This window comes from Marinicella rhabdoformis, from assembly GCF_009671245.1.
GTDB classification, from domain to species: Bacteria; Pseudomonadota; Gammaproteobacteria; order Xanthomonadales; family Marinicellaceae; genus Marinicella; species Marinicella rhabdoformis.
Genome location: NZ_VTFS01000003.1, coordinates 519887 through 541181, shown reverse-complemented (window position 1 = coordinate 541181; position 21295 = coordinate 519887). Strand labels below are relative to the sequence as shown.

Here is a 21295-nt window from a genome sequence, read left to right as displayed (position 1 = left end):
TATGGCAACTAAAAAGCAAAAGTTGAAAGAATTAAGCTGGCAAACCGTAGGTGTCGATGGTTGGCTGGCTTTTGCTTTTGTGTGTTTGTTGGTGGTAGGCACTGTGATGGTGGCTTCATCTTCGGTTGCTGTTGCTGAAAAAAATACAGGTGATGCCTTTTATTATTTGAAACGTCATATCTTATTCATTGGTGTGGGATTGATGCTGTCATACATGGTGATGCATATACCTTCACAGTGGATGGACAGGCTCAGCCGGCCTATGTTGATTTTAGCGGTAGTGGCCTTGATATTGGTGTTGGTTCCAGGGATTGGAGTGACTGTGAATGGCGCACAACGGTGGTTGAATTTAGGTGTCTCAAGATTTCAGGTGGTTGAAGCTGTGAAATTGGCATTGATTGCAGCATTGGCGAGTTATGTGGTGCATCACTTTAAATCTATTCAACAGTCTATGTTGGGTGTTTTAAAGCCATTGTTGGGTGTGGCATTTATGGCTTTTTTATTGTTGTTGCAACCTGATTTTGGTTCAGCTGCATTGTTACTTATTATCACTTTTGTGATGATTTATATAGCTGGGGCCAGGTATCGAGATGTTGGTGTTTTGGGATTGTTGGCATCAACAGGGATGGCAGTAATTGCTTGGGCAGAACCTTATCGTGTAAAACGCTTGACTAATTTTCAAGACCCATGGCAAGACCCGTTTGGAGATGGTTTTCAATTGGTACAAGCTTTGATAGCAGTAGGACGAGGAGAGTTTGGTGGGGTAGGAATTGGTGCCAGTATTCAAAAATTGTTTTATTTACCAGAGGCGCATACAGACTTTATATTTGCAGTGTATGCAGAAGAGATGGGCTTTGTCGGCGTTTTGTTATTGGTTTGTCTGTTTTTACTTTTGGTTTTTAGGATGTTTAAGGTGTCTAAAGAAGCCTTTGAAAATGGTAATGACTTTGGCGGTTTTTTGTGCACAGGAGTGGCCGTTTGGATAGCATTGCAAGCGGTTTTGAGTATGGGGGTAAATTTAGGGATATTACCAACAAAAGGATTGACGTTACCGTTCATATCATCAGGTGGTTCAGCAATCATGATGAATATCATTGCTATGGCTGTGGTATTCCGCGTTTCATTTGAAAATAAACGCATGCATTTTCACAGTAATGCAACTTCACCCCAAAAAAGTGAGGTAAAGGCATGAGTGATAAAAAAACCATTGCCATCATGGCTGGCGGTACAGGAGGACACATTTTCCCTGGTGTTGCGGTTGCTAAAGCATTGATGAAACAAGGTCACCGGGTGTTGTGGTTGGGCTCCAAAGGAGGAATGGAAGAGCGTATCGTCAGACAGGAAGGCGTGCCTTTAACTTTAATTTCTATGAAGGCATTGCGAGGTAAGGGCATCAAAGGACTTCTGGTTTTACCATTTAAGTTAACCAAAGGCATTTGGCAAGCGAGGCGTTTCTTTAAGAAAAATCAGGTCGATTTGGCTATCAGTATGGGAGGCTTTGTTGCTGCACCTGGAGGGTTTGCTACGCGATTGTGCTCAACTAAGCTGGCTGTCCATGAACAAAATTCTGTTTTTGGCATGACCAATAAACATTTGTCAAAACATGCGGATTTGGTGTTGACCGGATTTGACTTGAATGGTTTGAATAACAGCGTATGGGTTGGTAATCCAGTCCGAGCACAAATAGAAGCTTTGGGACAACAAGTAAAACACAGACATACACCGCTGCGTGTTCTGGTGTTGGGAGGTTCTTTAGGAGCACAAAGTTTAAATCAAGTGATCCCAAATGTTTTAAAACATTTGATCACTGATAAAGAAATTGAAGTTTTACATCAGTGTGGAAGGAATAAGTTGAAAGCGACCAAAGAAGCATATGGCAACTTAAGTGTGGAGATAAAAGAATTTATCAATAACATGGCCAGCGCTTATGAATGGGCTGACGTGTGTATTTGCCGAGCTGGTGCGCTGACAATCGCAGAAATTACTATGGCTGGGATACCTGCTGTATATGTTCCTTATCCGTCGGCTGTGGACGACCATCAGACACACAATGCGATGAGTTTAGTAAAGAACGGTGCCGCATTGCTGTGGCAAGAGAGTGAGGGACAAGCAGTTCTGGAAACCAAAGTGGAAGCGTTGTTAAGCAGTGCAAAGCAAGCAGCGATGCGTGAATCGCTACAAGGCTTGAATAAAACACATGTGGCAAATGACATAGCTGCGCGTTGTGTGGAGTTATTGAAATGAATTACCTGTCAGCTGGACACAAATTAGCAAGTCGAATTAAGCACATTCATTTAATAGGTGTGGGTGGTTCTGGTATGTCTGGTATTGCTGAAGTTTTACATAATTTAGATTTTACGGTTTCTGGCTCCGACATCGGTGATAACAAAGTCACAACCAGGTTAAAAGACATGGGAATACAGGTCCACCACAAGCATGATGCGGCTTGGGTTGAAGATGTGGATGTGGTTGTTTATTCTTCAGCCATCAAAGATGACAATGAGGAATTAAAGGCGGCCAGGGTCGCAAAAATTCCTGTCATGAACAGGGCGGAAATGTTGGCAGAACTGATGCGGTTCAAAATTGGTATTGCTGTAGCTGGAACCCATGGCAAAACCACCACAACAAGTTTATTGGCCAGTATTTTGGGTGAAGCAGGTTTGGATCCGACATTTGTTATAGGCGGTTTATTGAATGCTGCAGGAACTAACGCTGGCTTAGGAGCCAGTGAGTACCTGGTTGCTGAAGCAGATGAGTCGGATGGTTCATTTCAGTTGTTACAGCCGGTGATGGCTGTGGTTACGAATATAGATGAAGACCACATGGCCACTTTCGATAATAACATTGATGTTTTGAAGCGGTCTTTTGAAAGGTTTTTGAATCGGGTGCCATTTTATGGTGTGGCTGTGCTGTGTGTAGATGATGCCAATGTAACTGAAATCAGTAAGCATTTAACGCGTCATTGTATTACCTATGGATTATCAGATGAGGCAGAAATCCAAGGCATTAACATCAGACAAGAAAAGCAGCACATGTATTTTGATGTCACAGTGAATGGACAAGCATTTATGTCTGATGTGAGTCTTAATTTACCCGGAAAGCATAATGTATTGAATGCGTTGGCTGCGATTGCCATAGGCATTGAACTGGACGTGAATCAAAGCGACATGAAAACGGCTTTGGCAGGTTTTAATGGTGTCGGTAGAAGGTTTAATTTGTATCCAGACATGAAAAACAAAGAGGCTACATTTACCTTGGTAGATGACTATGCGCACCACCCGACTGAAATAGCGGCCGCCGTAGCGGCATGTCGAGCGGGTTGGCCTGACAGTAGATTGGTGCTTGCTTTTCAGCCACACAGGTACAGCAGAACAAGAGACTTATATGATGATTTTGCAGATGTATTGAATCAGGTGGATGAACTGTTAGTCTCAGAAGTGTATGCGGCGGGAGAGGCAGCCATTTCTGGCGCAACGGCGATTGATCTATGCAAAACAGTACGTCATCGTGGAAAGTTAGAGCCGGTGTATGTCAGTCAGGTGGATGAATTGCCTCAAGCATTGAAGGCTTTGGTTAAGCAAGGTGACGTGGTTTTGATGGTAGGAGCTGGCAGTATTGGGGCTGTCATTCAAGAGATTGTCAATCATCAGGGAGTAGGTAATGACTGATAAGACTTTGAATGTGGCGTTAATGCGGGGCGGTCATACAGCTGAACGTGAAGTGTCTTTGAATTCAGGGGCCGCTGTTCAACAGGCGCTTGAAACGCTGGGCCATGTCGTATTTCCTGTGGATGATATCGCGGTATTGAAAGCACTGCATGAAAAAGTTGATGTGGTTTTTAACTTGCTGCATGGTGCCGATGGTGAAGACGGTCAATTGGCAGCATGGTTGAATCAAGAGGGTTATGCCTATACGGGTTGTGACCATTTGGCTGGTGCTTTGAGTTGGTATAAAGACAAGTCAAAAGTGTTGGTTGCAGCAGAAGGTGTGAGCACGCCCAATGCCCAATGCATCAGTGATGTGAATGATTTGGCAATGACTACTGATGGGCCTTGGATTGTTAAGCCAGCGGGCGAAGGTTCTAGTGTGGGATTGTTTAAGGCCAATAACAGTGCAGAACTGTTAGCGGCAGTAGAAGAATCGTTGCGGCTGTCAAAGTTGATTTTGATTGAAGACTATATTGAGGGTGTTGAATGTACCGTAGGTATTGTGGGTGGTGAAGTGTTGCCAGTAGTGAGTATTGTTCCAGATGGTGAACTCTACGACTATCAGGCTAAATACGAAAGCAAGAACACACAATACCATTGTCCACCTAACTTTGACCGAGCATGGCAAAAAGCCCTACAGCAAGATGCCATCAAAGTCTTTAATGCCTTAAGTTTGTCGGGGTGGGGCCGTGTAGATTTTATCGTGGATGATCAAGGTAGGCGGTGGTTTTTGGAAGCGAATACCACGCCGGGTATGACTAAAACATCATTGCTGCCGAAAGCAGCGGCGGTTCATGGTTGGGATTTTACGACGTTGGTAGCAAAGATACTTAACAGTGCATTTGTTGGAGGTTGTGATGAGTAAAACACTGCAATTGATGATCATTATGGTTTTGTTGATGCTGTTATTGGTGGTTGCAATGATGGGTGGTTTAATTGAGTCAGACAGGTGGAAGATTAAACATTTGTCGGTAGCTGCCAGTTATGAACGAATGACACCGGAGCAGCTGAGGTTAACCATTGCTAAAACACCAGAACGGTCTTTTTTTAGGTTAGATGCGGAGCAAGTTAAGAAAAACATAGAGTCAATGGCTTGGGTAAGAAGTGCACATGTCGTGAAGCAATGGCCAGATACCTTGAATGTGACAGTCAAAGAACACCAAGCTGTCGCAGTGTGGAATGATGAAGGCTTGCTTAACCAGTTGGGGAATGTGTTTTTTGTCGACAAAGGTGTTCAATCACATGCATTACCACGATTGTTTGGTAAAGATGAACATGCAGCAGATGTGTGGGCTGACTTTAATCGATTCAATCAACTGTTACAGCCAGTGGGTCATGAAATAGGAGAGGCTCATGTGAATGCTCGAGGAGATTGGAAGCTGGTGTTGCGCAATGGATTGGTGTTGGTGTTAGGAACTGAGCAACATGAGGCCAGAATTTTAAGACTGGCAGAAACATGGGATGCATTATTGGCCCAGTCGGTTAAGTTACCAGAACGTGTTGACCTGAGGTACAGCAATGGTTATGTGGTGCTTTGGCGTGAGCAGGAAGAAATGATGGAGCGAAAAGTAGAAGAGGGAGAGTTGTTTAATCATGGCTAAAAGAAACGAAACCAGTTTGCAAGTGGGATTAGATATAGGAACGTCTAAAGTAGTTGCTATTGTTGGTGAGCGTCATGTTGACGGATCAATAGAGGTGGTGGGTATTGGTTCTTCACCTTCTAGGGGATTGAAGCGTGGTGTGGTTGTTGATATTGAATCAACAGTGCAATCAATCAAACGTGCCATTGAAGAGGCTGAGTTGATGGCCGGTTGTGAAATTCAATCTGTGTTTGTTGGCATTGCAGGGAGTCACATCAGAAGCATCAATTCAAATGGCATAGTAGCCATCAAAGACCGTGAGGTCACACGACAGGATGTAGATAAGGTCTTGGATGCAGCAAAAGCTGTGGCGATTCCCAATGACCAAAAAGTGTTACATGTGCTGCCACAAGAATATGTGATTGACGGCCAAGATGGCATCAGACACCCAATTGGTATGTCTGGAGTTAGGCTAGAAGCAAGAGTGCATCTAATCACAGGGTCTGAGTCAGCTGCACAAAACATCACTAAGTGCGTGGCCAGATGTGGTCTGTCTGTGGATCAAATGATTGTAGAGCAACTGGCATCATCTACGTCTGTATTAACAGAAGATGAAAAAGAGTTGGGTGTTTGTATGGTGGATATTGGTGCAGGTACAACAGACATTGCAGTCTTTACACAAGGTGCGATCAGACACGTCAGCGCGATACCCATTGCTGGGGATCAAGTCACCAATGACATAGCCGTGTCTATGAGGACACCAACACAGCATGCAGAAGAAATTAAATTGAAATATGCCTGTGCCTTGCGTCAACTGGCTTCGCCAGATGAGACCATTTCGGTACCATCAGTAGGTGAACGTCAACCCAGACGACTGGCCAGGCAGACATTGGCTGAAGTGGTAGAGCCAAGGTATGAAGAATTGTTTAGCTTAGTGCAAGCTGATTTACAACGAAGCGGCTACATAGATTTGATTGCAGCCGGTATCGTGTTAACAGGCGGTGCAGCTCGCATGGAAGGTGCGGTTGAACTGGCTGAAGAAATATTCCATGTGCCAGTGCGCTTGGGCGTGTCTGTCGATGTGACAGGCTTGAAAGAGGTTGTCAATAATCCCGTACATGCGACTGGTGTGGGTTTATTGCAATACGGTGGCAGTCAAGATGACGTCGCCGACAACATAACAGAATCAGATACATGGTTCGTAAAATTTAAAAAATGGTTTTTAGGTGATTATTAATCGAGGGGATTAATAAAAACAGAGGAGCCAACCGGAGGTAGTAATAACATGTTTGAATTAATGGAAACAGAAACAAATGGGGCAGTCATCAAAGTCATCGGTGTCGGTGGTGGCGGTGGTAACACTGTACAACAAATGGTTGATGCTGATATTGAAGGTGTGGATTTCATCTGTACCAATACAGATATCCAAGCTTTAGATAAGAACAGCTGCAAAAGCATCATAAGAATTGGTCAAAATGTGACCAAAGGATTAGGTGCTGGTGCTAACCCTGAAACAGGGCGTCAAGCTGCATTAGAAGATGCTGAGCGTTTGAAAGAATGCTTACAGGATACCGATATGGTGTTCATCACTGCGGGTATGGGTGGTGGAACTGGAACAGGTGCTGCACCAGTGATTGCTCAAATTGCCAAAGAAATGGGGATTTTAACTGTTGCAGTGGTAACCAAGCCGTTTCCTTTTGAAGGCAAGCGTCGTATGGACGTAGCCAATAAAGGTATTCAGGATCTTGAACAACATGTCGATTCATTGATAACCATTCCAAATGCCAAGTTGTTGACCCATTTTGGTAGAGATGTGACTTTGTTGAATGCTTTTAAAGCAGTCAATGATGTGTTACAAGGTGCCGTACAAGGTATTGCTGAATTGATTACTCGACCAGGGTTGGTTAATGTCGATTTTGCCGATGTTAAAACAGTCATGTCTGAAAAAGGCATGGCGATGATGGGATCGGGTTCTGGTAAAGGTGATGACCGAGCTGCTCAAGCTACTGAATTAGCCTTGAATTCTCCCTTATTGGAAGACATTGATATGCATGGAGCGATTGGTGTATTGGTGAATATCACTACAGGTATGGACATGACCATTGGTGAGTATGAAGAAATTGGTGAATTGATTAAAGAGTATGCGTCTGATGAAGCCACGGTTGTTGTTGGTACTTCAATTGATATGGATTTGACAGATGAGATTCGTGTCACAGTAGTAGCCACAGGCTTGAATCAAGGTGAGCAGCAAAATGTGCGAACTCAGATCAGACCAGTAGAAGTTAAACGCACTGGTACAACAAACCAACAAAATGTTCATCAACAAAGCATGGGTCAACAGCCAATTAGGGCTACTCGAGATGAAGTGTCTGAGTCTACACAGCAAAACGCTGGTACTGCAAGTACGGGTAATACGGTTGTAGACAAACTCAGAGATTCTCGTGCAGAGTTAGACAACGATGATTATTTAGATATACCGACTTTTTTAAGAAATCAATTGGATTGATGTTTTAAAGCAAGGGTCGAAAAGGATCACAAATCAGGCGACTACCTCCTCGTCTGGTTTGTGGTATGGATGTCACACTGTGGTATAAATGCAACAGATAAGCTTGAAAGATGACTTATATGTGATACAATTCACGGGTTTTGTAGCCCTTGCTAATTAAAATGCGCCTATGATCGCACAAAAAACTTTAAAAAATACAGTCAGAGCCACCGGCGTGGGAATCCACACGGGACAAAAAGTATTTATCACATTGAAACCTGCTCCTGTTGATACAGGTATCGTGTTTACAAGAGTTGATTACAAAAGACCCATCAGCATCAAAGCGACAGCTGAATTGGTGGGTGAAACCAGCATGTCAACCACACTCATTAAGAATGGTATCAAAGTCGGAACCGTTGAACACTTAATGGCTGCGTTTGCAGGTATGGGGATTGATAACTGTGTTGTTGAACTCAGTGCATCAGAAGTGCCTGTTATGGATGGATCTTCAGGGCCATTTGTATTCTTGATTCAGTCGGCTGGCATTCAAGAGCAGGCCGCAGCCAAAAAATTCATTAAAATTAAGAAAGAAGTGCGTGTAGATGCAGGTGACAAATTTGCCACATTAACACCTCACAAAGGCAATAAATTTTCTTTTGAAATTGAATTTAATCACCCCGCTTTCGAAGACCACCACAGAGCAGCCGCTATTGATATGGGTAGGCAATCGTTCATTAAAGAGATTTCACGTGCCAGAACATTTGGATTCATGCGTGACATTGAAATGCTTCGCAACAGTAATTTGGCTTTGGGTGGTAGCATGGACAATGCGATTGTGTTAGATGATTACCGTGTGTTAAATAATGACGGGCTTCGTTATCAAGATGAGTTTGTCAAACACAAAATATTAGATGCCATTGGTGACATATATCAATTAGGTCACAGCATCATAGGTGCATATCATGGATATAAATCCGGTCATGCATTGAATAATGATTTAGCACGTGCTTTATTGGCGCAAAAAGATGCCTTTGAAATAGTCACTTTTGAAACCAAAAGACAAACTGCACAGGCAGAATTTTTAAGCCCTGTGATTGCTTAAAAGACTGTCAATTAAATTAAAAAAAAGGCTTGGTCTCAAAACCAAGCCTTTTTTATGCCTGAACAAATCTCAAAATATTAAGCAATTTGGTCTGCTGCAAAATCAACATCCATCGATTGAAGGCAGTCTAATGCATCGCATTCGGCCGCTTGCTGATATAAAGCCGTGGCTTTTTTCATGCCTTTCTTTTCACCATCTAATAAAAGGTAAGCATTGCCAGCTTCAATCAAATTGATGGCACTGGGTGCCAATGCCAGGCCTTTCTCTAAATGATCTCTAGCAGTGTCTGCACATGCACCATACGTTAATCCACCAATCATACTGCCCACTTTATCAATGATCTCTGCATGATACATCGCCATAGCAATATGTGCTTCGGCATGATTTGGGTTATCACCCAAAGATTTGGCCAATAAATTTTTAACTTTATTACCCAAGCCTTCTTTTAATGCTTTTACTATAGATAACTGCTGGGCATAACGACCCATGCACAAAGCGGTGGTGAATGCCGCGTTGGTGCTGTGTTCATTTGATAGGGCATCTTCTGCATGAGAATATGCTTGTTGCAATAAATCCGTACTGACATCTTCGTCTTCTTCAACATAATCAGTATAGGCAACAACCGAACGCATGAGGACTGGCAGTGCTTGGTTACCCAGTTCCAAGGCCGAGATAGCAGCTTGTTCATAATGACCTTGATGAAACAACAACCAAGCCTTTAATAACTCACCTTCTGGTAAGGGTTCTGCATCAGCGAGGTGCAATTGTTCCCAGTTGGCACATAAATCATTTTCTGTTAAATCCTTTATATATGCCGAATCTGTGGCATCCCAATCGGTTATTTTCATGTTTTTTTCAATTATTTTAAATTAATTTTAGTTTTAGGGTGTTTACTCTACAAACAGTTTTTACTATACGCATATCGTTAACAAAACTCAACTTATGAAGGTGACACATGAAAACTAATGAATTAACAAAATCTGTAAAAAATGTATTTTTGGCTGGCTTAGGCGTCGTTTCTTTAACTCAAAAAGAAGCCAACAAAGTTTACTCAAACTTGATTAAAGAAGGTCAATCATTTGAGAAGCAAACCAAGAAGTCTGTAAACAAAGTAACTGATCAAGCTGAAGGCAAAATTAAGAACATTAAGTCTTTAGCGACAAAACAAATCAATAAAGTTGAAAACTTATTTGAAACTAAAGTTGAAAACGTATTGGGTAAATTAGACATCCCAAGCGTTGCTGACATCAAAGACTTAGGCGAACGTGTTGAAACTTTGATTGAAGAAATCCAAAAGTCTGCTAAGAAAGCAGCATAAATAAACAAAACAAAGCTGCTTACCGTACAGTTTGGTGAGCAGCCAGTTTCATTTATTCTCCTAGCGAGTTTACCTCGTCCCCCTCAGTGGTCAATAAAGACTACTGATTTAAAGCCTTTGTTGTGGTGGCAAAGGCTTTTTTTTGTCTTGAATAATTGTATTCTAATAACCATATCAGTAACAATTAAATCTATAATACACACATGACATTACAACTCACAGAAACGGCGGCTGCCCGCATTGCACATTTCTTGTCTTTGGATGAAAACGCCAAAGGTTTTCGTGTGGCCATAAAAAAAATGGGCTGCTCAGGCTGGGGCTATGACGTCAGCATTGCACAAAACATAGAAAGCGATGATGTGTTGTTAGAAGACAAAGGCATCACCTTAATCGTACCCAAAGATGCCTTGGAAAAAATAGAAGGCACCACCATTGATTACCAAAAACAAGGCATCAATCAAATTTTTGTTTACGAAAACCCGAATGCCACAGGTGAATGTGGTTGTGGCGAGAGTTTTACTACTAACTAATTCAGGTTCTTCGACTCCGCTCAGAATGACAGTATTTTTGTCGTCCTGAGCGCAGCCGAAGGATCTTAAAATAAATTGGCAAATACTTGAATAAAGGTCATTCCAATTAGGGTTTGTGCCATTGACAAGGTGTTCTTTTTTTGACCTACGCCATCCTTTGAGATGTTTTTCTCTGCAAATCGCCGCTTCAACCTCCAAAAAACGTTCAAAATAAATCAATCGAGTGACGTTATACTTGCTTGTGAATCCAGCCACTAATTTTTGCTTATGCTGGTATGTTCTTTGAATTAAATCGCTGGTAACACCTATATATAGGACTGTTTTTCTATAGTTGGTTAGGATATATACATAATAATTTTTCATGGTTTTCGTAGTGTTTTGATGGAAAATTCAGGTTGCTTATCGAGATTCTTCGACTCCGCTCAGAATGACATATAGAAATTTTACAGATTCTTCCACTCCGCTCAGAATGACAGTATTTTTGTCGTCCTGAGCGCAGCCGAAGGATCTTTGTCTTTATTCAACCACAGCTGCCTGATTGGCTAACCCTCGGCCGACCAATGTTGTTGATCACCACTGATTTGGCATATTCAGAACCGCGGCTGTCACAGAAATTGATGGTGACATTGGTTCCGGGAGAAGCCCCCATTTTGTCATACCTGACTAATTTCCTGTAAGCGGAAGACTGGGCTGTTAACTGTTCATTCATGGGGTTTTCTGAAGTCAGTATTTCATCAGAACCATCAAATACCCTATTCATGTCTTTATCAATAAAAACCATCCAGCCCTGATGCCAGTCAGCAGATGCAGCGCAGCTAGATAAGTTTGATGATGGGCAAACGATGATTTGTTCAGTACGAATGATGCTTTGATTCCTGGCATAATTCAAGCCGCCAATCAGCTGGTTAATCGCATTTGTCATGTCTTTATTCATTTTGAGGTTTTGATAGGCGGGCATGCCATAGCCGGTCAGAATGGTGATTAAGGCCAAACCGATGATTATTTCTATCAGTGTAAATCCTTTGATGGTTTGAGGTGAATTGTTCATATTGAGCTCCATTGATAATGAACTTGTTATTGTTCTATATATGAAATCGGCTGTCTGTAGTCAAACATTGACTACAGCCGTCAATAATTTCTGACACCTGCTGATAATGCTTACCTTTAGAAGTGTCAAATATGACAGTAAGTGTGCTGGCTTTCACTTATGATGGTAAGTGCTTAATTGGCATTTGAATTATGATAAGGCTTGTCTTGAAAGATGGGGTCGCTGAAACGTATAATCGAAAGCTGAATTTTTAAATATAAAAAAGGAATCAACATGGCAAGAGGTATCAATAAAGTCATCATCGTAGGCAACCTGGGAAATGACCCAGAAGTGCGATACACACCAGGTGGCGCAGCTGTAACCACCATTTCTTTGGCAACCACAGAAAACTGGAAAGACAAGGAAGGCAATCGTCAAGAAAAAACAGAATGGCACCGTGTGGTGTTTTTTGGCCGCTTGGCTGAAATTGCCGGCGAATATTTGAAAAAAGGACGTCAAGTTTATATAGAAGGTAAATTACGCACCAACAAATGGAAAGACCAAAGTGGCGCCGACAGGTACACCACTGAAATTTTGGCCAATGAAATGCAAATGCTGGGCGGACAACAAGGCGGTGGCGGTGGCCAATATAGTGGGCAACAATCTAACCAACAAGCTGGTGGGTATGGCGGCAGCGCGCCATCGGCTCCCAAACCCAGCTCACCTTCAGGCAGCAATCAATCTCAGAACAATGCCCCTGTACCTGATTTTGATGATTTTGATGATGAAATCCCGTTTTAATTCATAGCAAAATAATAATCATTGGACATATTGTCAAAGGCCGCAGGTAGCGGCCTTTTTTGTGCCTGATATTTCGCGTCTGATATTTCTGGTATCATGCTTTAAGCACTTTCAACAGGTCGTTCAATACGCCTGCTGCGGTAACTTCGCGTCCAGCGCCAGGGCCTTGTATGACCAGCGGGTTGTTGCTGTAGTTTTGGCTTTCTATGACGAAGACATTGTCGCTGGGTTGTATTTGGGCTGCTGGGTGACATGCAGGCAGTGCCTGCAGGCTGATGTGAATTTCATCGGCGGTGATGTTTGCCAAATAGCACAGTGTTTTGTCATCATCTTGGGCTTGTTGCCACAGTTGATGGATGTATTGATCGATGGCTTCATTTTGTGACCAAAAATCATTCAAATCTCCAGTCAGGTATTTTTTAGGCAACAAGGGTTTAAAGTGAATGTCCTGCGGGTTAAATCCTGCTTCTTGGGCCAAAATCAAAGCTTTGCGGTAAACATCTTGACCTGACAGGTCGTCGCGTGGGTCTGGTTCACTGAAGCCTTGTTCCTTTGCTTGTTTCACTAAGGCAGTGAAGCCTTCACCTTTGTAATGACCCATTAACCAGGAAAGTGAACCTGAGAATACGCCACTGATGCATTGAATGCGGTCGCCCGTTTCTCTCAATCCTTGGATGCTGCTTTGGACGGGTAAAGCCGCCCCTACGGTTGTGTTTTTTAGCCACAGACGATGACTTTTGTTGATTTCATTTTGTGTTTGTTGTGACAATGTTTTATCAGCAGCAGCGACTTTATTGGCGCTGATGATGTGCCATTGAGCTGATGCCCAGTCAGGATAATGTTGGGCTATAATTTCACTCGCTGTTAAGTCAATGACAACAGCTGCTTTTCCAGATAAATCATCGAGTAATTGGGCTAAGTTGTCTGACACAGATCCTTTGGGTTTAAGCTTGATTTCGCCAGACAATAAACCATTCCGATCAACATGGCATTGTTTACTCGTTGCCACTGCCCACAATGACAATGATTGGTTGATTTGTTGTTCTATTGCAGATTGGTTGCGCTTCAGGAGTTGAATAAATGCTTGGCCAATGTTGCCATAACCCAGAATAATAATCGGTAACGATGGTGCCAGACTGAAAAAAGTTTGATGTAAATCCCTCAGTAAAGCTTTCGAATGCAGTTGTGGTAATAAAATACACAGTGTGTGTTCATTGGCAGGGTAATATATGTTGGTGATGTTAAAGTGGCTGGTTCTTTGAAGCAAGGTGGTTAATATGTGTGGAGATTGCCTGATGTTTTGACCGACCAGACTGATCAACGATTGTTTATTTGCTTTTTGCAACAGGTTTAAATTGTGGTTTTTTGCCAGTTGATTCACCACAAAAGCGTCGCTAGTTGCCACACAAAAGTGCAATTCATGCTGGGTTTTATCATACCTATTGGTGTAGCTGTAAATGTGTTGTGCGACCAAGGCCGTTTGGAATTTTTTCGCTTGCCATTCGGTTAGGTGGGTGATATTAAACAACGTTAAATCATGTTTGCTGGTGATTGTTTTTACTTGTTGTTCTGCAACTTGTTCTCGTGTAATGGTTGTACCTTTGTGTTTTTTCTGTGTTTGTCTGATGATGATTTCGGTGCGGTTATTAAGCAGTGGGCTGATGGTTTGTTGGTGTAAAACATTGGAACCCAGCTCTGACAGCGCTTGGGCCTCACATAAGGACAATTGCTCAATTTTTTGTGCCTCTTCCAATACATTTGGGTCGGCGGTAAATATGCCATCGACGTCGGTCCACAAGTTAACTTCATCGGCATGTATGGCTTCAGCAACTAACGTGGCGGTATAGTCGCTGCCATTGCGTCCCAAAGTGATGGTTTTCCCTGTTTGGTTGGTGGCAATATAGCCAGTGATGACGTGATAAGCCGCAGGATTTTTTGAAATCAATTGGGCCAAACTGTTATTCAATCGTTGATGGTCTATGCTGTGGTCATGGTCATTGATGCGGAATAAATGCCTGGCATCAAGCCAGTCAGCTTGGTGCGATTGTTGCGCCAAGCAAGCGGATAATATCTGTGCTGACCAAAGCTCGCCATATGCCAGTAAACAATTCATGTTCTCTATGTTATTCAGCGCTTTGATGTCTACCAAGTCACGTTTTATGGTAGGTAGTAATTCGTGCGATTCACCAAGTAAATCTGTGACCAATTGACATATGTAATTGCTGATTGTTGACGCGGCATCGGGTTCTCCATTAATCAACTTGAACAACAAATCAGTCATCTTGCCATTGGCTGATACGACGACAAAATCACCAGGATTGGCTTGCTCAACAATGCGGTTGATGACTTGCTGAACACTCTGGACATTTTTTAAGCTGCTGCCGCCAAACTTGTGTACGCTGGGCCTTTTTTTATTCGCCTTTTGATGCAAATGGTTTCTTTGTTTTTGGTGTTGGTTTGAATCAGCCATGTTGTTTTTGTTTTACTTGTTTGGATTGAATAGGGTGTAATGAACATCGTTGTGATGCACATTGATCAAGTGCTTGGTTTAAATCAGCCAACAAATCATCGCTGTGCTCTATGCCAACAGACAATCGGATCAGTTGCTGTGAAATGCCAGCTTTAATTCGTGCTTCAGCAGTCATGGCGGCATGGGTCATGGTCGCAGGGTGACACACCAATGATTCAACGCCGCCCAATGACTCGGCTAATGTGAACAGTTTTAATTCAGCCAAGAATTGACGCACTTCTGTTTCACCGCCCTTGATTTCAAAAGACAACATCGCTCCAAAACCTTTTTGTTGCTTTTTGGCAATCTGATGACCAGGGTGGTCGGTCAGTCCAGGATAATAAATGTGCCCAACTGCTGGGTGGTTTTGTAAGGCTTCGATCACTGCTTCTGTATTGACTACATGTTGTTGCAAACGCACATGCAATGTCCTGAGGCCTCGCAATGTCAATAAACAGTCAAAAGGTGCTGCCGTGATACCGATGCAGTTGGCCCACCATTGGACCCGTTCGGCTAACTCAGGTGTTTTGGCTAATACGGCCCCACCAACGACATCAGAATGGCCGTTGATGTATTTGGTGGTGGAGTGAATCACCAAGTCTGCACCTAAATTCAAAGGCTGCTGTAAAGCGGGGGACAAAAAGGTGTTATCGACCACTTTCAAAACTTTATCACCTGCTAAGTCACACAATGACTGTACATCAACCACACGAAGCAAAGGGTTGCTCGGTGTTTCTATCCACAACAAATCCGCACCGCGGGTCAATGCAGCTCTGACCTTATTGGCATCAGATTGGTCAATGAAGGCCACTTCCAGAATGCCTTTTTCATGTAATGTATTCAACAAGCGGAATGTGCCGCCATAGCAATCATGCGGTGCAATCACCAAACCACCTTTGGGTACCAGTTGCGTCACCAAAGTTACCGCAGCCATGCCAGTGGCAGTCACCACACCGCCAGCAGCTTGCTCTAAGTCGGCTAAGGCTTCAGCCAACAAATCACGGGTTGGGTTGCCAGAGCGAGAATAATCATATTTTCTGGGTTGGTCAAAGTCCGCAAAACTGTAGTTGCTTGATAAGTACAGCGCAGGAGTTACGGCTCCGTGCTGGGTGTCTGTATCAATACCGGCCCTAACAGACAGCGTTTGTGAATTTTGCGGTCTGTTGTTCTGAACACTGGTGTGATGTGTGTTGGACCCTGGTGTTCCAATGGTTGGTGTCTGTTGCGTCATGTGATTGCTCCGAAATTAGTTGCGATAAAAAATGTGCCAACAAGGGTTTGATGGCTTGGTGTTCTTTTAAAAATCCATCGTGGCCAAAGGCTGATGGAATGATGTGACATTCACAAGGTGCTGAAACTTGATCTGCAAATGCTTTTACCAAACTCACAGGGACCAATTGGTCACTGTCGGTGGCTATGATTAATGTGGGTGTTTTGATGCTGCTGGGGTCGATTTCATGTGTGTCGATTGATGCAGACAGTTGTGCATAGCGACGTGAGGAAAACCGCTGTGCAAACACATTTCCATTGTGCTCTAGGTATGATTGTGCTTCAGATAAGTTGTCAAACCGCTGATCAAATTCTTCAACACCTCGGTACGTCATGATGGCCAAGGCACGTGCACAGGCCGTGTGCTGACTGTTGGTTTTACTGTCATCAGCCAAAGACATGATTTGTCTTTGAATGAGTCGCAATGCTTGGCTGCGAATGCTGTTCTTATGAGCGGCAACCAAGTTAATCAAACTGTGGGTTAGTTGTGGGTAAGTTGATGCAAAAGCTTGGGCCACCATGCCGCCGTAAGAGCAGCCTATTACCGATAAAAAAGCTGGTATGTTAAGTTGTTGGTGAATTGACGCCAACACGTTGGCTTGATCATGGGTGCTGAGCATTTTACTTTCTTCTTTTAGTGTGATGTATTCAAAAGACAGAACAGCCACTTGTTTGCCATTCAGAAATGTATCGTGATTGACCACATCGCGCCACCAGCCCTTTTCAGAAGTTTGTGCGTCATCTGAAACCAAGTGATTAGCAGAAATACCTCCTAAAACGACCACTACCGGTAAATCAATGTCGCCAAATAATGAGCAACGCACAAACAAATCGCCACTTTGTCCGCCGTGGTGCAGGGCAAAGCTCGGTATGCTTAATGTGAATTGTTTGTTATTTGTTTTCATGTCATATAGCCGTCTAAACGTCCACAATTCTACACAAGAGCGCATGGTTTGCAATCATTTAGCCGTCTATATGTCTATTTGATATAAGGTTTGTGGATTGAATGAGGTCGTTTTAGTGGGTTCATCAGCTGTTGGTTGGCCTGATGATGAGCAAATGTGGCAATGAATGATTTAATTAAGAACAGAAAGGTCAGCTGGGCAATCTATGTCAAATGCGGCTTGTTGGCATGCGATGGTTTTAACTTGTGACAGCTGATTGGTAATGATGGCTTTGGCGCCTAGGTCGCCAGTGAGTGTGGATAATTGAGTAAAGTATTGAGCAGGAAAAATGGCCGGAACACCCAGGCTTTTGTGTTGGGTTGCGATGATGTGTTCAGGGAAACTGTTTGAAGCAGAAATCAGATTTTGATAATGCTCAACAGGAATCAGTATTTGATCAGATAAAGCAACCAAGACGGCATCGCAATCAGGTAAGTTGCTGATCCCAAAAGCCAAAGAGCTCGCCATGCCTTGTTGCCAGTTTGGGTTGCTTAGCGGGTGCTTTATCACCACATTTTGTTTGATTGTTTCTTCATGAGCACCGAGAACCACATGGGTCATTGTCACCAGCGGTTCAAGGTGTGACATAACATGTGCTAACAATGTTTTACCTTCGAATTGTATCAATTGCTTGGGTTGGCCTAATCGCTTGGATTCACCTGCTGCCAGAATTAAAGCATGAATGTTCATAAGTGGTTCATGATTTAAAGAAATGTTGTTGTAATTCAGCACAAATAGACAGGGCGATGTTCTCAGGCAAACGACCACCCAAGTTCAAACCCACAGGTGCATGCAAGCGATCACCTATTTGGTTCAAGCTTATACCCGCTTTGCTCAACACTTTGTCTCTGCGTTGAGGCGGACCCAATAGACCAATAAATCGCACATCTGACTCAAAAGCTTGGCGTAAGTAATCGGCGTCTCGATTGATGTTGTGACTCATGATGATGATGGCATCGATACCCTGCTGTTTCACTTGTTCAGTCAGCAGTTTTGGTTTAAATGTTTGCCAATTTGGTGGCAATTTTTCAGTGGTCAATAAGCCACTGCGATGGTCAAAGCTCAGGCCATGCCAGTGTAATTGAGCCATCATTTGACACAATGGATGGGCGTCAATGCCCGCGCCACAAACGGCGACTTTGGGCGGTACTTGGTATGTTAAAGGTGGCGGTGAATCGTGCTGGACATGTTGTTGCCAGTTGTCATGATTACTGCGCAGTTGTTTGTTTTGTGCAACACAATAAGCGCCCAAAGGTGAATCATTGTCTTGATAATTAAGCCATAACTGGGTCGATTGTGCTTCAGTGGGTAATGGGTTCAATGAGGCAAGCGGTTGGTAATCACCGCCTAATAGCTGCAACAAGACCGTTATTTGGCCGTCACATCCTGCGCCCAATCCAAAAATGCTGTCATCACTGAGGTCATAGTGTAAGACTTTGGCTACAGCTGTTTCAAAAACATCACGCGCATGTTCGGCAATGTCGGCTTCCAAACAACCGCCACTAAGCAAACCGTGTGTTTGTCCGTCAGTTTCTACCAATAACATCGCACCTGGTTTTTTGTAGCTGGAACCTTTGACGTCAACCAATGTGGCCAAAACCAGCGCTTCCTTGCGTTTTTGTGAGGACAATAAAATAGACCAAAGCGGTGCGATTTCTACGAGCATGTTTTAAGTGTCAAGTTGGTAATGATTAATTGTTGATTATATACACATTAATATACAGGGGTCAGAAGTCACGAATTTCTTTAGCCTGAGGTAAAGTGCCTGCAAAAGCCACGTAAAACTGGTAAGATTTTTCCTTTTTTATGTCGAGAAATATGATGAAGAAATTTAATTTCATGGTGAATGGACTATTGAAAGGGATACTGGCCGCTGGTCTGTTGTCGACTTCGGTGCAGGCCAAAGAGTCAGCTGAAGACCCCTTTATGTGGCTAGAGGATGTTGACGCTGATAAGTCGATGAACTGGGTTTTAGAGCAAAACAAAGACACGGCAGATCAATACAAAGCGATGCCAATTTACCAAGAGTTATTCGACGAGGCGATGAGTGCTTTGAATGGCAAATCACGCATACCATCAATTTCTCAACGTGGTGACTGGGTTTATAACTATTGGAAAGACGACAAAAATCCACGTGGTGTTTACCGCCGAGCCAAATTAAAAGACTACAAAAACAACAAGCCCAAATGGCAAGTGGTCTTAGACATGGATCAATACAACAAAGACAACGAAGGCCAGTGGGTCTTTAAAGGCATGGAGTGTTTGTCGCCCAAGTACCGCCGCTGTTTGACGTACATTTCACCAGGTGGTGGTGATTCGGTGGTGATGAAAGAGTTTGATATGAAAAAGAAAAAATTCATCAAGGATGGATTTTCATTGCCCAACTCAAAAATGCGCGTTTCATGGCGTGACAAAGACCATTTATTCGTCGGTACAGATTTTGGCGAAGGTTCGATGACCGATTCGGGTTATCCTCGCATCGTTAAATTATGGCAGCGCGGTGATGATTTGGCCCAAGCCAAAACACTGATGGAAGTGGATCCTTCAGCCGTTTGGGTGATGGCTTACCGTTCAGGTGAAGGTGATGATGCCAAAGATTTCATCATTGAAGGCACGTCATTCTGGACATCACGTTACCACAAGTTGGTTGATGGCAAGCCTGTGGCTTTGCAGTTACCTGAATCAGCTGTAATCAATGGTTCATTCAAAGAGATGATGATTGTATCGCTCAAAGAAGACTGGCAGTTTGACGGTCAATTATTAAGCGAAGGCACGGTATTAATGTTCAAACCTGAAATTTTAACGGGTGAAAAATCGTTGATTGAAAAAGGTGATTGGGATGTGTTTTTAGAGCCAAAGGCTAATCAAAACATTGAATCAATCAGAACGACCAGCGACACAGTGATCGTGACCATGTTAGAAGATGTGGTGGGTAAAGTCATGGTGTTCAGTAAAGACGATGATCAATGGTCAAGTAAAACAGTCGATTTCCCAGCCAATGGCACCATCAGTTTGAATGCCGTGGACGGTGAAAGTGGCAGTTTCTTTGCCCAATATGAGTCGTTTACCACTCCACCGACTTTATATCATGTGGATGGTAAAAGCTTAAAAACCAAATCAGTGATGTCACAAGCAGCCAGCTTTGATGGTACACCTTATAAAGTAGAACAGTTTTTTGCGCGTTCTGAAGACGGCACGTTTGTTCCATACTTTGTTATCATGAATAAAGACACTGAGTTCAATGGTAAAAACCCCACCCATATTTTTTCCTATGGTGGTTTCCGTAACTCATTGACCCCATCATACTCAGGTTCCTATGAAGCATTGGAAGGTGCTTACGGTAAAATGTGGTTAGACCGTGGCGGTGTATATGTTTCAGCCAATATCCGTGGCGGTGGCGCTTATGGCCCTAAATGGCACAAATCAGCCCTGCTTGAGAATAAAACCAAATCATATGAAGATTTTGAAGCCGTGGCCGAAGATTTAATCAAACGTAAAATTACATCGCCAGAACACTTGGGCATAGAAGGTCGCTCAAATGGTGGCTTGTTGGTGGGTGCCACCATGACAAGACGTCCTGATCTATACGGTGCCGTTGTTTGTGGTGTGCCGCTGTTGGACATGAAGCGTTACAACAAATTACTCGCCGGTGCTTCATGGATGGGTGAGTATGGAAACCCCGACATTCCTGAGCAATGGGCCTACATGAAAGCATACAGTCCGTACCAAAACCTGAAAAAAGACACAGACTATCCTGCGACTTTCTTCTACACCTCAACCCGCGATGACCGCGTTCATCCAGGTCATGCCAGAAAAATGGCGGCCAAGATGAAATCCTATGGTTATCCGATTTGGTACTATGAAAACACCGAAGGCGGTCACGGTGGCTCAAGCACGAATGAACAATTGGCCGAAAGATTGGCCTTGGCCTTCACCCACTTGTGGACGCATTTGAAGTAAGTTGAAGGTGTGGTTTGAATAATTAAGGGCTCTGTTAAACAGGGCCTTTTTTATGCAATTCTT

General features: G+C 43.3%; 19 protein-coding genes and 1 pseudogene. 12 read left to right on the top strand and 8 right to left on the bottom strand.

The genetic code is table 11. From position 1 onward, the window contains the following. The first annotated feature begins 1 nt into the window (after window position 1). From ftsW to lpxC, 8 genes are all read left to right on the top strand, one after another. A complete protein-coding gene (gene ftsW, locus FET73_RS10260; protein ID WP_154223843.1) occupies window positions 2-1192 on the top strand; it encodes a putative lipid II flippase FtsW in 1191 nt (396 codons plus the stop codon). Further along, entirely contained in the window at window positions 1189-2244 is a 1056-nt protein-coding gene (gene murG / locus FET73_RS10255) for an undecaprenyldiphospho-muramoylpentapeptide beta-N-acetylglucosaminyltransferase (RefSeq protein ID WP_154223842.1), read from the top strand. Before ftsW ends, murG begins: the two co-directional genes overlap by 4 nt. Further along, a complete protein-coding gene (murC, locus tag FET73_RS10250; protein ID WP_154223841.1) occupies window positions 2241-3668 on the top strand; it encodes a UDP-N-acetylmuramate--L-alanine ligase in 1428 nt (475 codons plus the stop codon). The genes murG and murC overlap by 4 nt, the downstream gene beginning before the upstream one ends. Further along, window positions 3661-4572, top strand: a complete 912-nt coding sequence (locus tag FET73_RS10245; protein WP_154223840.1) for a D-alanine--D-alanine ligase family protein — start codon at window positions 3661-3663, stop codon at window positions 4570-4572. Before murC ends, FET73_RS10245 begins: the two co-directional genes overlap by 8 nt. Further along, the gene (locus FET73_RS10240; protein ID WP_154223839.1) at window positions 4565-5308 is read left to right on the top strand and encodes a cell division protein FtsQ/DivIB; all 744 of its coding nucleotides are present in this window, start codon (window positions 4565-4567) and stop codon (window positions 5306-5308) included. The genes FET73_RS10245 and FET73_RS10240 overlap by 8 nt, the downstream gene beginning before the upstream one ends. After that, window positions 5301-6524 (top strand): cell division protein FtsA, encoded by a 1224-nt coding sequence (ftsA, locus tag FET73_RS10235; protein ID WP_154223838.1) that lies wholly within the window; start codon window positions 5301-5303, stop codon window positions 6522-6524. The genes FET73_RS10240 and ftsA overlap by 8 nt, the downstream gene beginning before the upstream one ends. A gap of 48 nt (window positions 6525-6572) precedes the next feature. Next, window positions 6573-7793, top strand: a complete 1221-nt coding sequence (gene ftsZ / locus FET73_RS10230) for a cell division protein FtsZ (RefSeq protein ID WP_154223837.1) — start codon at window positions 6573-6575, stop codon at window positions 7791-7793. Window positions 7794-7962: 169 nt separating this feature from the next. After that, window positions 7963-8874 carry a UDP-3-O-acyl-N-acetylglucosamine deacetylase gene (gene lpxC, locus FET73_RS10225; protein ID WP_154223836.1) on the top strand — a complete coding sequence of 304 codons (912 nt, stop codon included), beginning with the start codon at window positions 7963-7965 and terminating at the stop codon, window positions 8872-8874. Window positions 8875-8951: 77 nt separating this feature from the next. On the opposite strand, the gene FET73_RS10220 is transcribed toward lpxC, so the two are convergent. Then, on the bottom strand, window positions 8952-9722 hold the full coding sequence (locus FET73_RS10220; protein WP_154223835.1) for a hypothetical protein: 771 nt from the start codon (window positions 9720-9722) through the stop codon (window positions 8952-8954). 107 nt (window positions 9723-9829) lie between these two features. Here FET73_RS10220 and FET73_RS10215 point away from each other — a divergent pair, with 107 nt between their 5' ends. Continuing rightward, complete coding sequence (locus FET73_RS10215) at window positions 9830-10192, top strand: phasin family protein (RefSeq protein WP_154223834.1); 363 nt, start codon at window positions 9830-9832, stop codon at window positions 10190-10192. Window positions 10193-10395: 203 nt separating this feature from the next. Continuing rightward, a complete protein-coding gene (locus tag FET73_RS10210) occupies window positions 10396-10722 on the top strand; it encodes a HesB/IscA family protein (RefSeq protein WP_154223833.1) in 327 nt (108 codons plus the stop codon). Between the two features lie 147 nt (window positions 10723-10869). Here FET73_RS10210 and FET73_RS15275 read toward each other — a convergent pair. Then, window positions 10870-11085 (bottom strand): annotated as a pseudogene (locus FET73_RS15275) (GIY-YIG nuclease family protein); the annotation flags it as partial. Window positions 11086-11242: 157 nt separating this feature from the next. After that, window positions 11243-11770, bottom strand: coding sequence for a GspH/FimT family pseudopilin (locus FET73_RS10200; protein ID WP_179952218.1), 528 nt, complete (start codon window positions 11768-11770; stop codon window positions 11243-11245). Between the two features lie 273 nt (window positions 11771-12043). Between FET73_RS10200 and ssb the strand changes: the two genes are divergently transcribed. Then, window positions 12044-12550: a single-stranded DNA-binding protein gene (gene ssb, locus FET73_RS10195; RefSeq protein WP_154223832.1), complete on the top strand. Its 507-nt coding sequence runs from the start codon at window positions 12044-12046 to the stop codon at window positions 12548-12550. Window positions 12551-12644: 94 nt separating this feature from the next. Here the strand turns inward: ssb and metL are convergent, their stop codons facing one another. The 5 genes from metL to FET73_RS10170 form a co-directional block, all read right to left on the bottom strand. After that, window positions 12645-15020 (bottom strand): bifunctional aspartate kinase/homoserine dehydrogenase II, encoded by a 2376-nt coding sequence (gene metL / locus FET73_RS10190; RefSeq protein ID WP_154223831.1) that lies wholly within the window; start codon window positions 15018-15020, stop codon window positions 12645-12647. After that, complete coding sequence (gene metB, locus FET73_RS10185) at window positions 15013-16290, bottom strand: cystathionine gamma-synthase (protein WP_154223830.1); 1278 nt, start codon at window positions 16288-16290, stop codon at window positions 15013-15015. The genes metL and metB overlap by 8 nt, the downstream gene beginning before the upstream one ends. Continuing rightward, window positions 16190-17233, bottom strand: a complete 1044-nt coding sequence (locus tag FET73_RS10180) for an alpha/beta fold hydrolase (RefSeq protein ID WP_179952217.1) — start codon at window positions 17231-17233, stop codon at window positions 16190-16192. Before FET73_RS10180 ends, metB begins: the two co-directional genes overlap by 101 nt. Before the next feature lie 171 nt (window positions 17234-17404). Then, entirely contained in the window at window positions 17405-17962 is a 558-nt protein-coding gene (locus FET73_RS10175) for a nucleotidyltransferase family protein (RefSeq protein ID WP_154223828.1), read from the bottom strand. Between the two features lie 7 nt (window positions 17963-17969). After that, window positions 17970-18938: an XdhC family protein gene (locus FET73_RS10170; RefSeq protein ID WP_154223827.1), complete on the bottom strand. Its 969-nt coding sequence runs from the start codon at window positions 18936-18938 to the stop codon at window positions 17970-17972. 155 nt (window positions 18939-19093) lie between these two features. Here FET73_RS10170 and FET73_RS10165 point away from each other — a divergent pair, with 155 nt between their 5' ends. Further along, complete coding sequence (locus tag FET73_RS10165) at window positions 19094-21232, top strand: prolyl oligopeptidase family serine peptidase (RefSeq protein WP_154223826.1); 2139 nt, start codon at window positions 19094-19096, stop codon at window positions 21230-21232. Window positions 21233-21295 lie beyond the last annotated feature (63 nt).

Coding starts and splice junctions, on each gene's coding strand:
- ftsW (WP_154223843.1), top strand. CDS start 2: ATGGCAACTAAAAAGCAAAAGTTGAAAGAATTAAGCTGGCAAACCGTA.
- murG (WP_154223842.1), top strand. CDS start 1,189: ATGAGTGATAAAAAAACCATTGCCATCATGGCTGGCGGTACAGGAGGA.
- murC (WP_154223841.1), top strand. CDS start 2,241: ATGAATTACCTGTCAGCTGGACACAAATTAGCAAGTCGAATTAAGCAC.
- FET73_RS10245 (WP_154223840.1), top strand. CDS start 3,661: ATGACTGATAAGACTTTGAATGTGGCGTTAATGCGGGGCGGTCATACA.
- FET73_RS10240 (WP_154223839.1), top strand. CDS start 4,565: ATGAGTAAAACACTGCAATTGATGATCATTATGGTTTTGTTGATGCTG.
- ftsA (WP_154223838.1), top strand. CDS start 5,301: ATGGCTAAAAGAAACGAAACCAGTTTGCAAGTGGGATTAGATATAGGA.
- ftsZ (WP_154223837.1), top strand. CDS start 6,573: ATGTTTGAATTAATGGAAACAGAAACAAATGGGGCAGTCATCAAAGTC.
- lpxC (WP_154223836.1), top strand. CDS start 7,963: ATGATCGCACAAAAAACTTTAAAAAATACAGTCAGAGCCACCGGCGTG.
- FET73_RS10220 (WP_154223835.1), bottom strand. CDS start 9,722: ATGAAAATAACCGATTGGGATGCCACAGATTCGGCATATATAAAGGAT.
- FET73_RS10215 (WP_154223834.1), top strand. CDS start 9,830: ATGAAAACTAATGAATTAACAAAATCTGTAAAAAATGTATTTTTGGCT.
- FET73_RS10210 (WP_154223833.1), top strand. CDS start 10,396: ATGACATTACAACTCACAGAAACGGCGGCTGCCCGCATTGCACATTTC.
- FET73_RS10200 (WP_179952218.1), bottom strand. CDS start 11,770: ATGAACAATTCACCTCAAACCATCAAAGGATTTACACTGATAGAAATA.
- ssb (WP_154223832.1), top strand. CDS start 12,044: ATGGCAAGAGGTATCAATAAAGTCATCATCGTAGGCAACCTGGGAAAT.
- metL (WP_154223831.1), bottom strand. CDS start 15,020: ATGGCTGATTCAAACCAACACCAAAAACAAAGAAACCATTTGCATCAA.
- metB (WP_154223830.1), bottom strand. CDS start 16,290: ATGACGCAACAGACACCAACCATTGGAACACCAGGGTCCAACACACAT.
- FET73_RS10180 (WP_179952217.1), bottom strand. CDS start 17,233: ATGAAAACAAATAACAAACAATTCACATTAAGCATACCGAGCTTTGCC.
- FET73_RS10175 (WP_154223828.1), bottom strand. CDS start 17,962: ATGAACATTCATGCTTTAATTCTGGCAGCAGGTGAATCCAAGCGATTA.
- FET73_RS10170 (WP_154223827.1), bottom strand. CDS start 18,938: ATGCTCGTAGAAATCGCACCGCTTTGGTCTATTTTATTGTCCTCACAA.
- FET73_RS10165 (WP_154223826.1), top strand. CDS start 19,094: ATGAAGAAATTTAATTTCATGGTGAATGGACTATTGAAAGGGATACTG.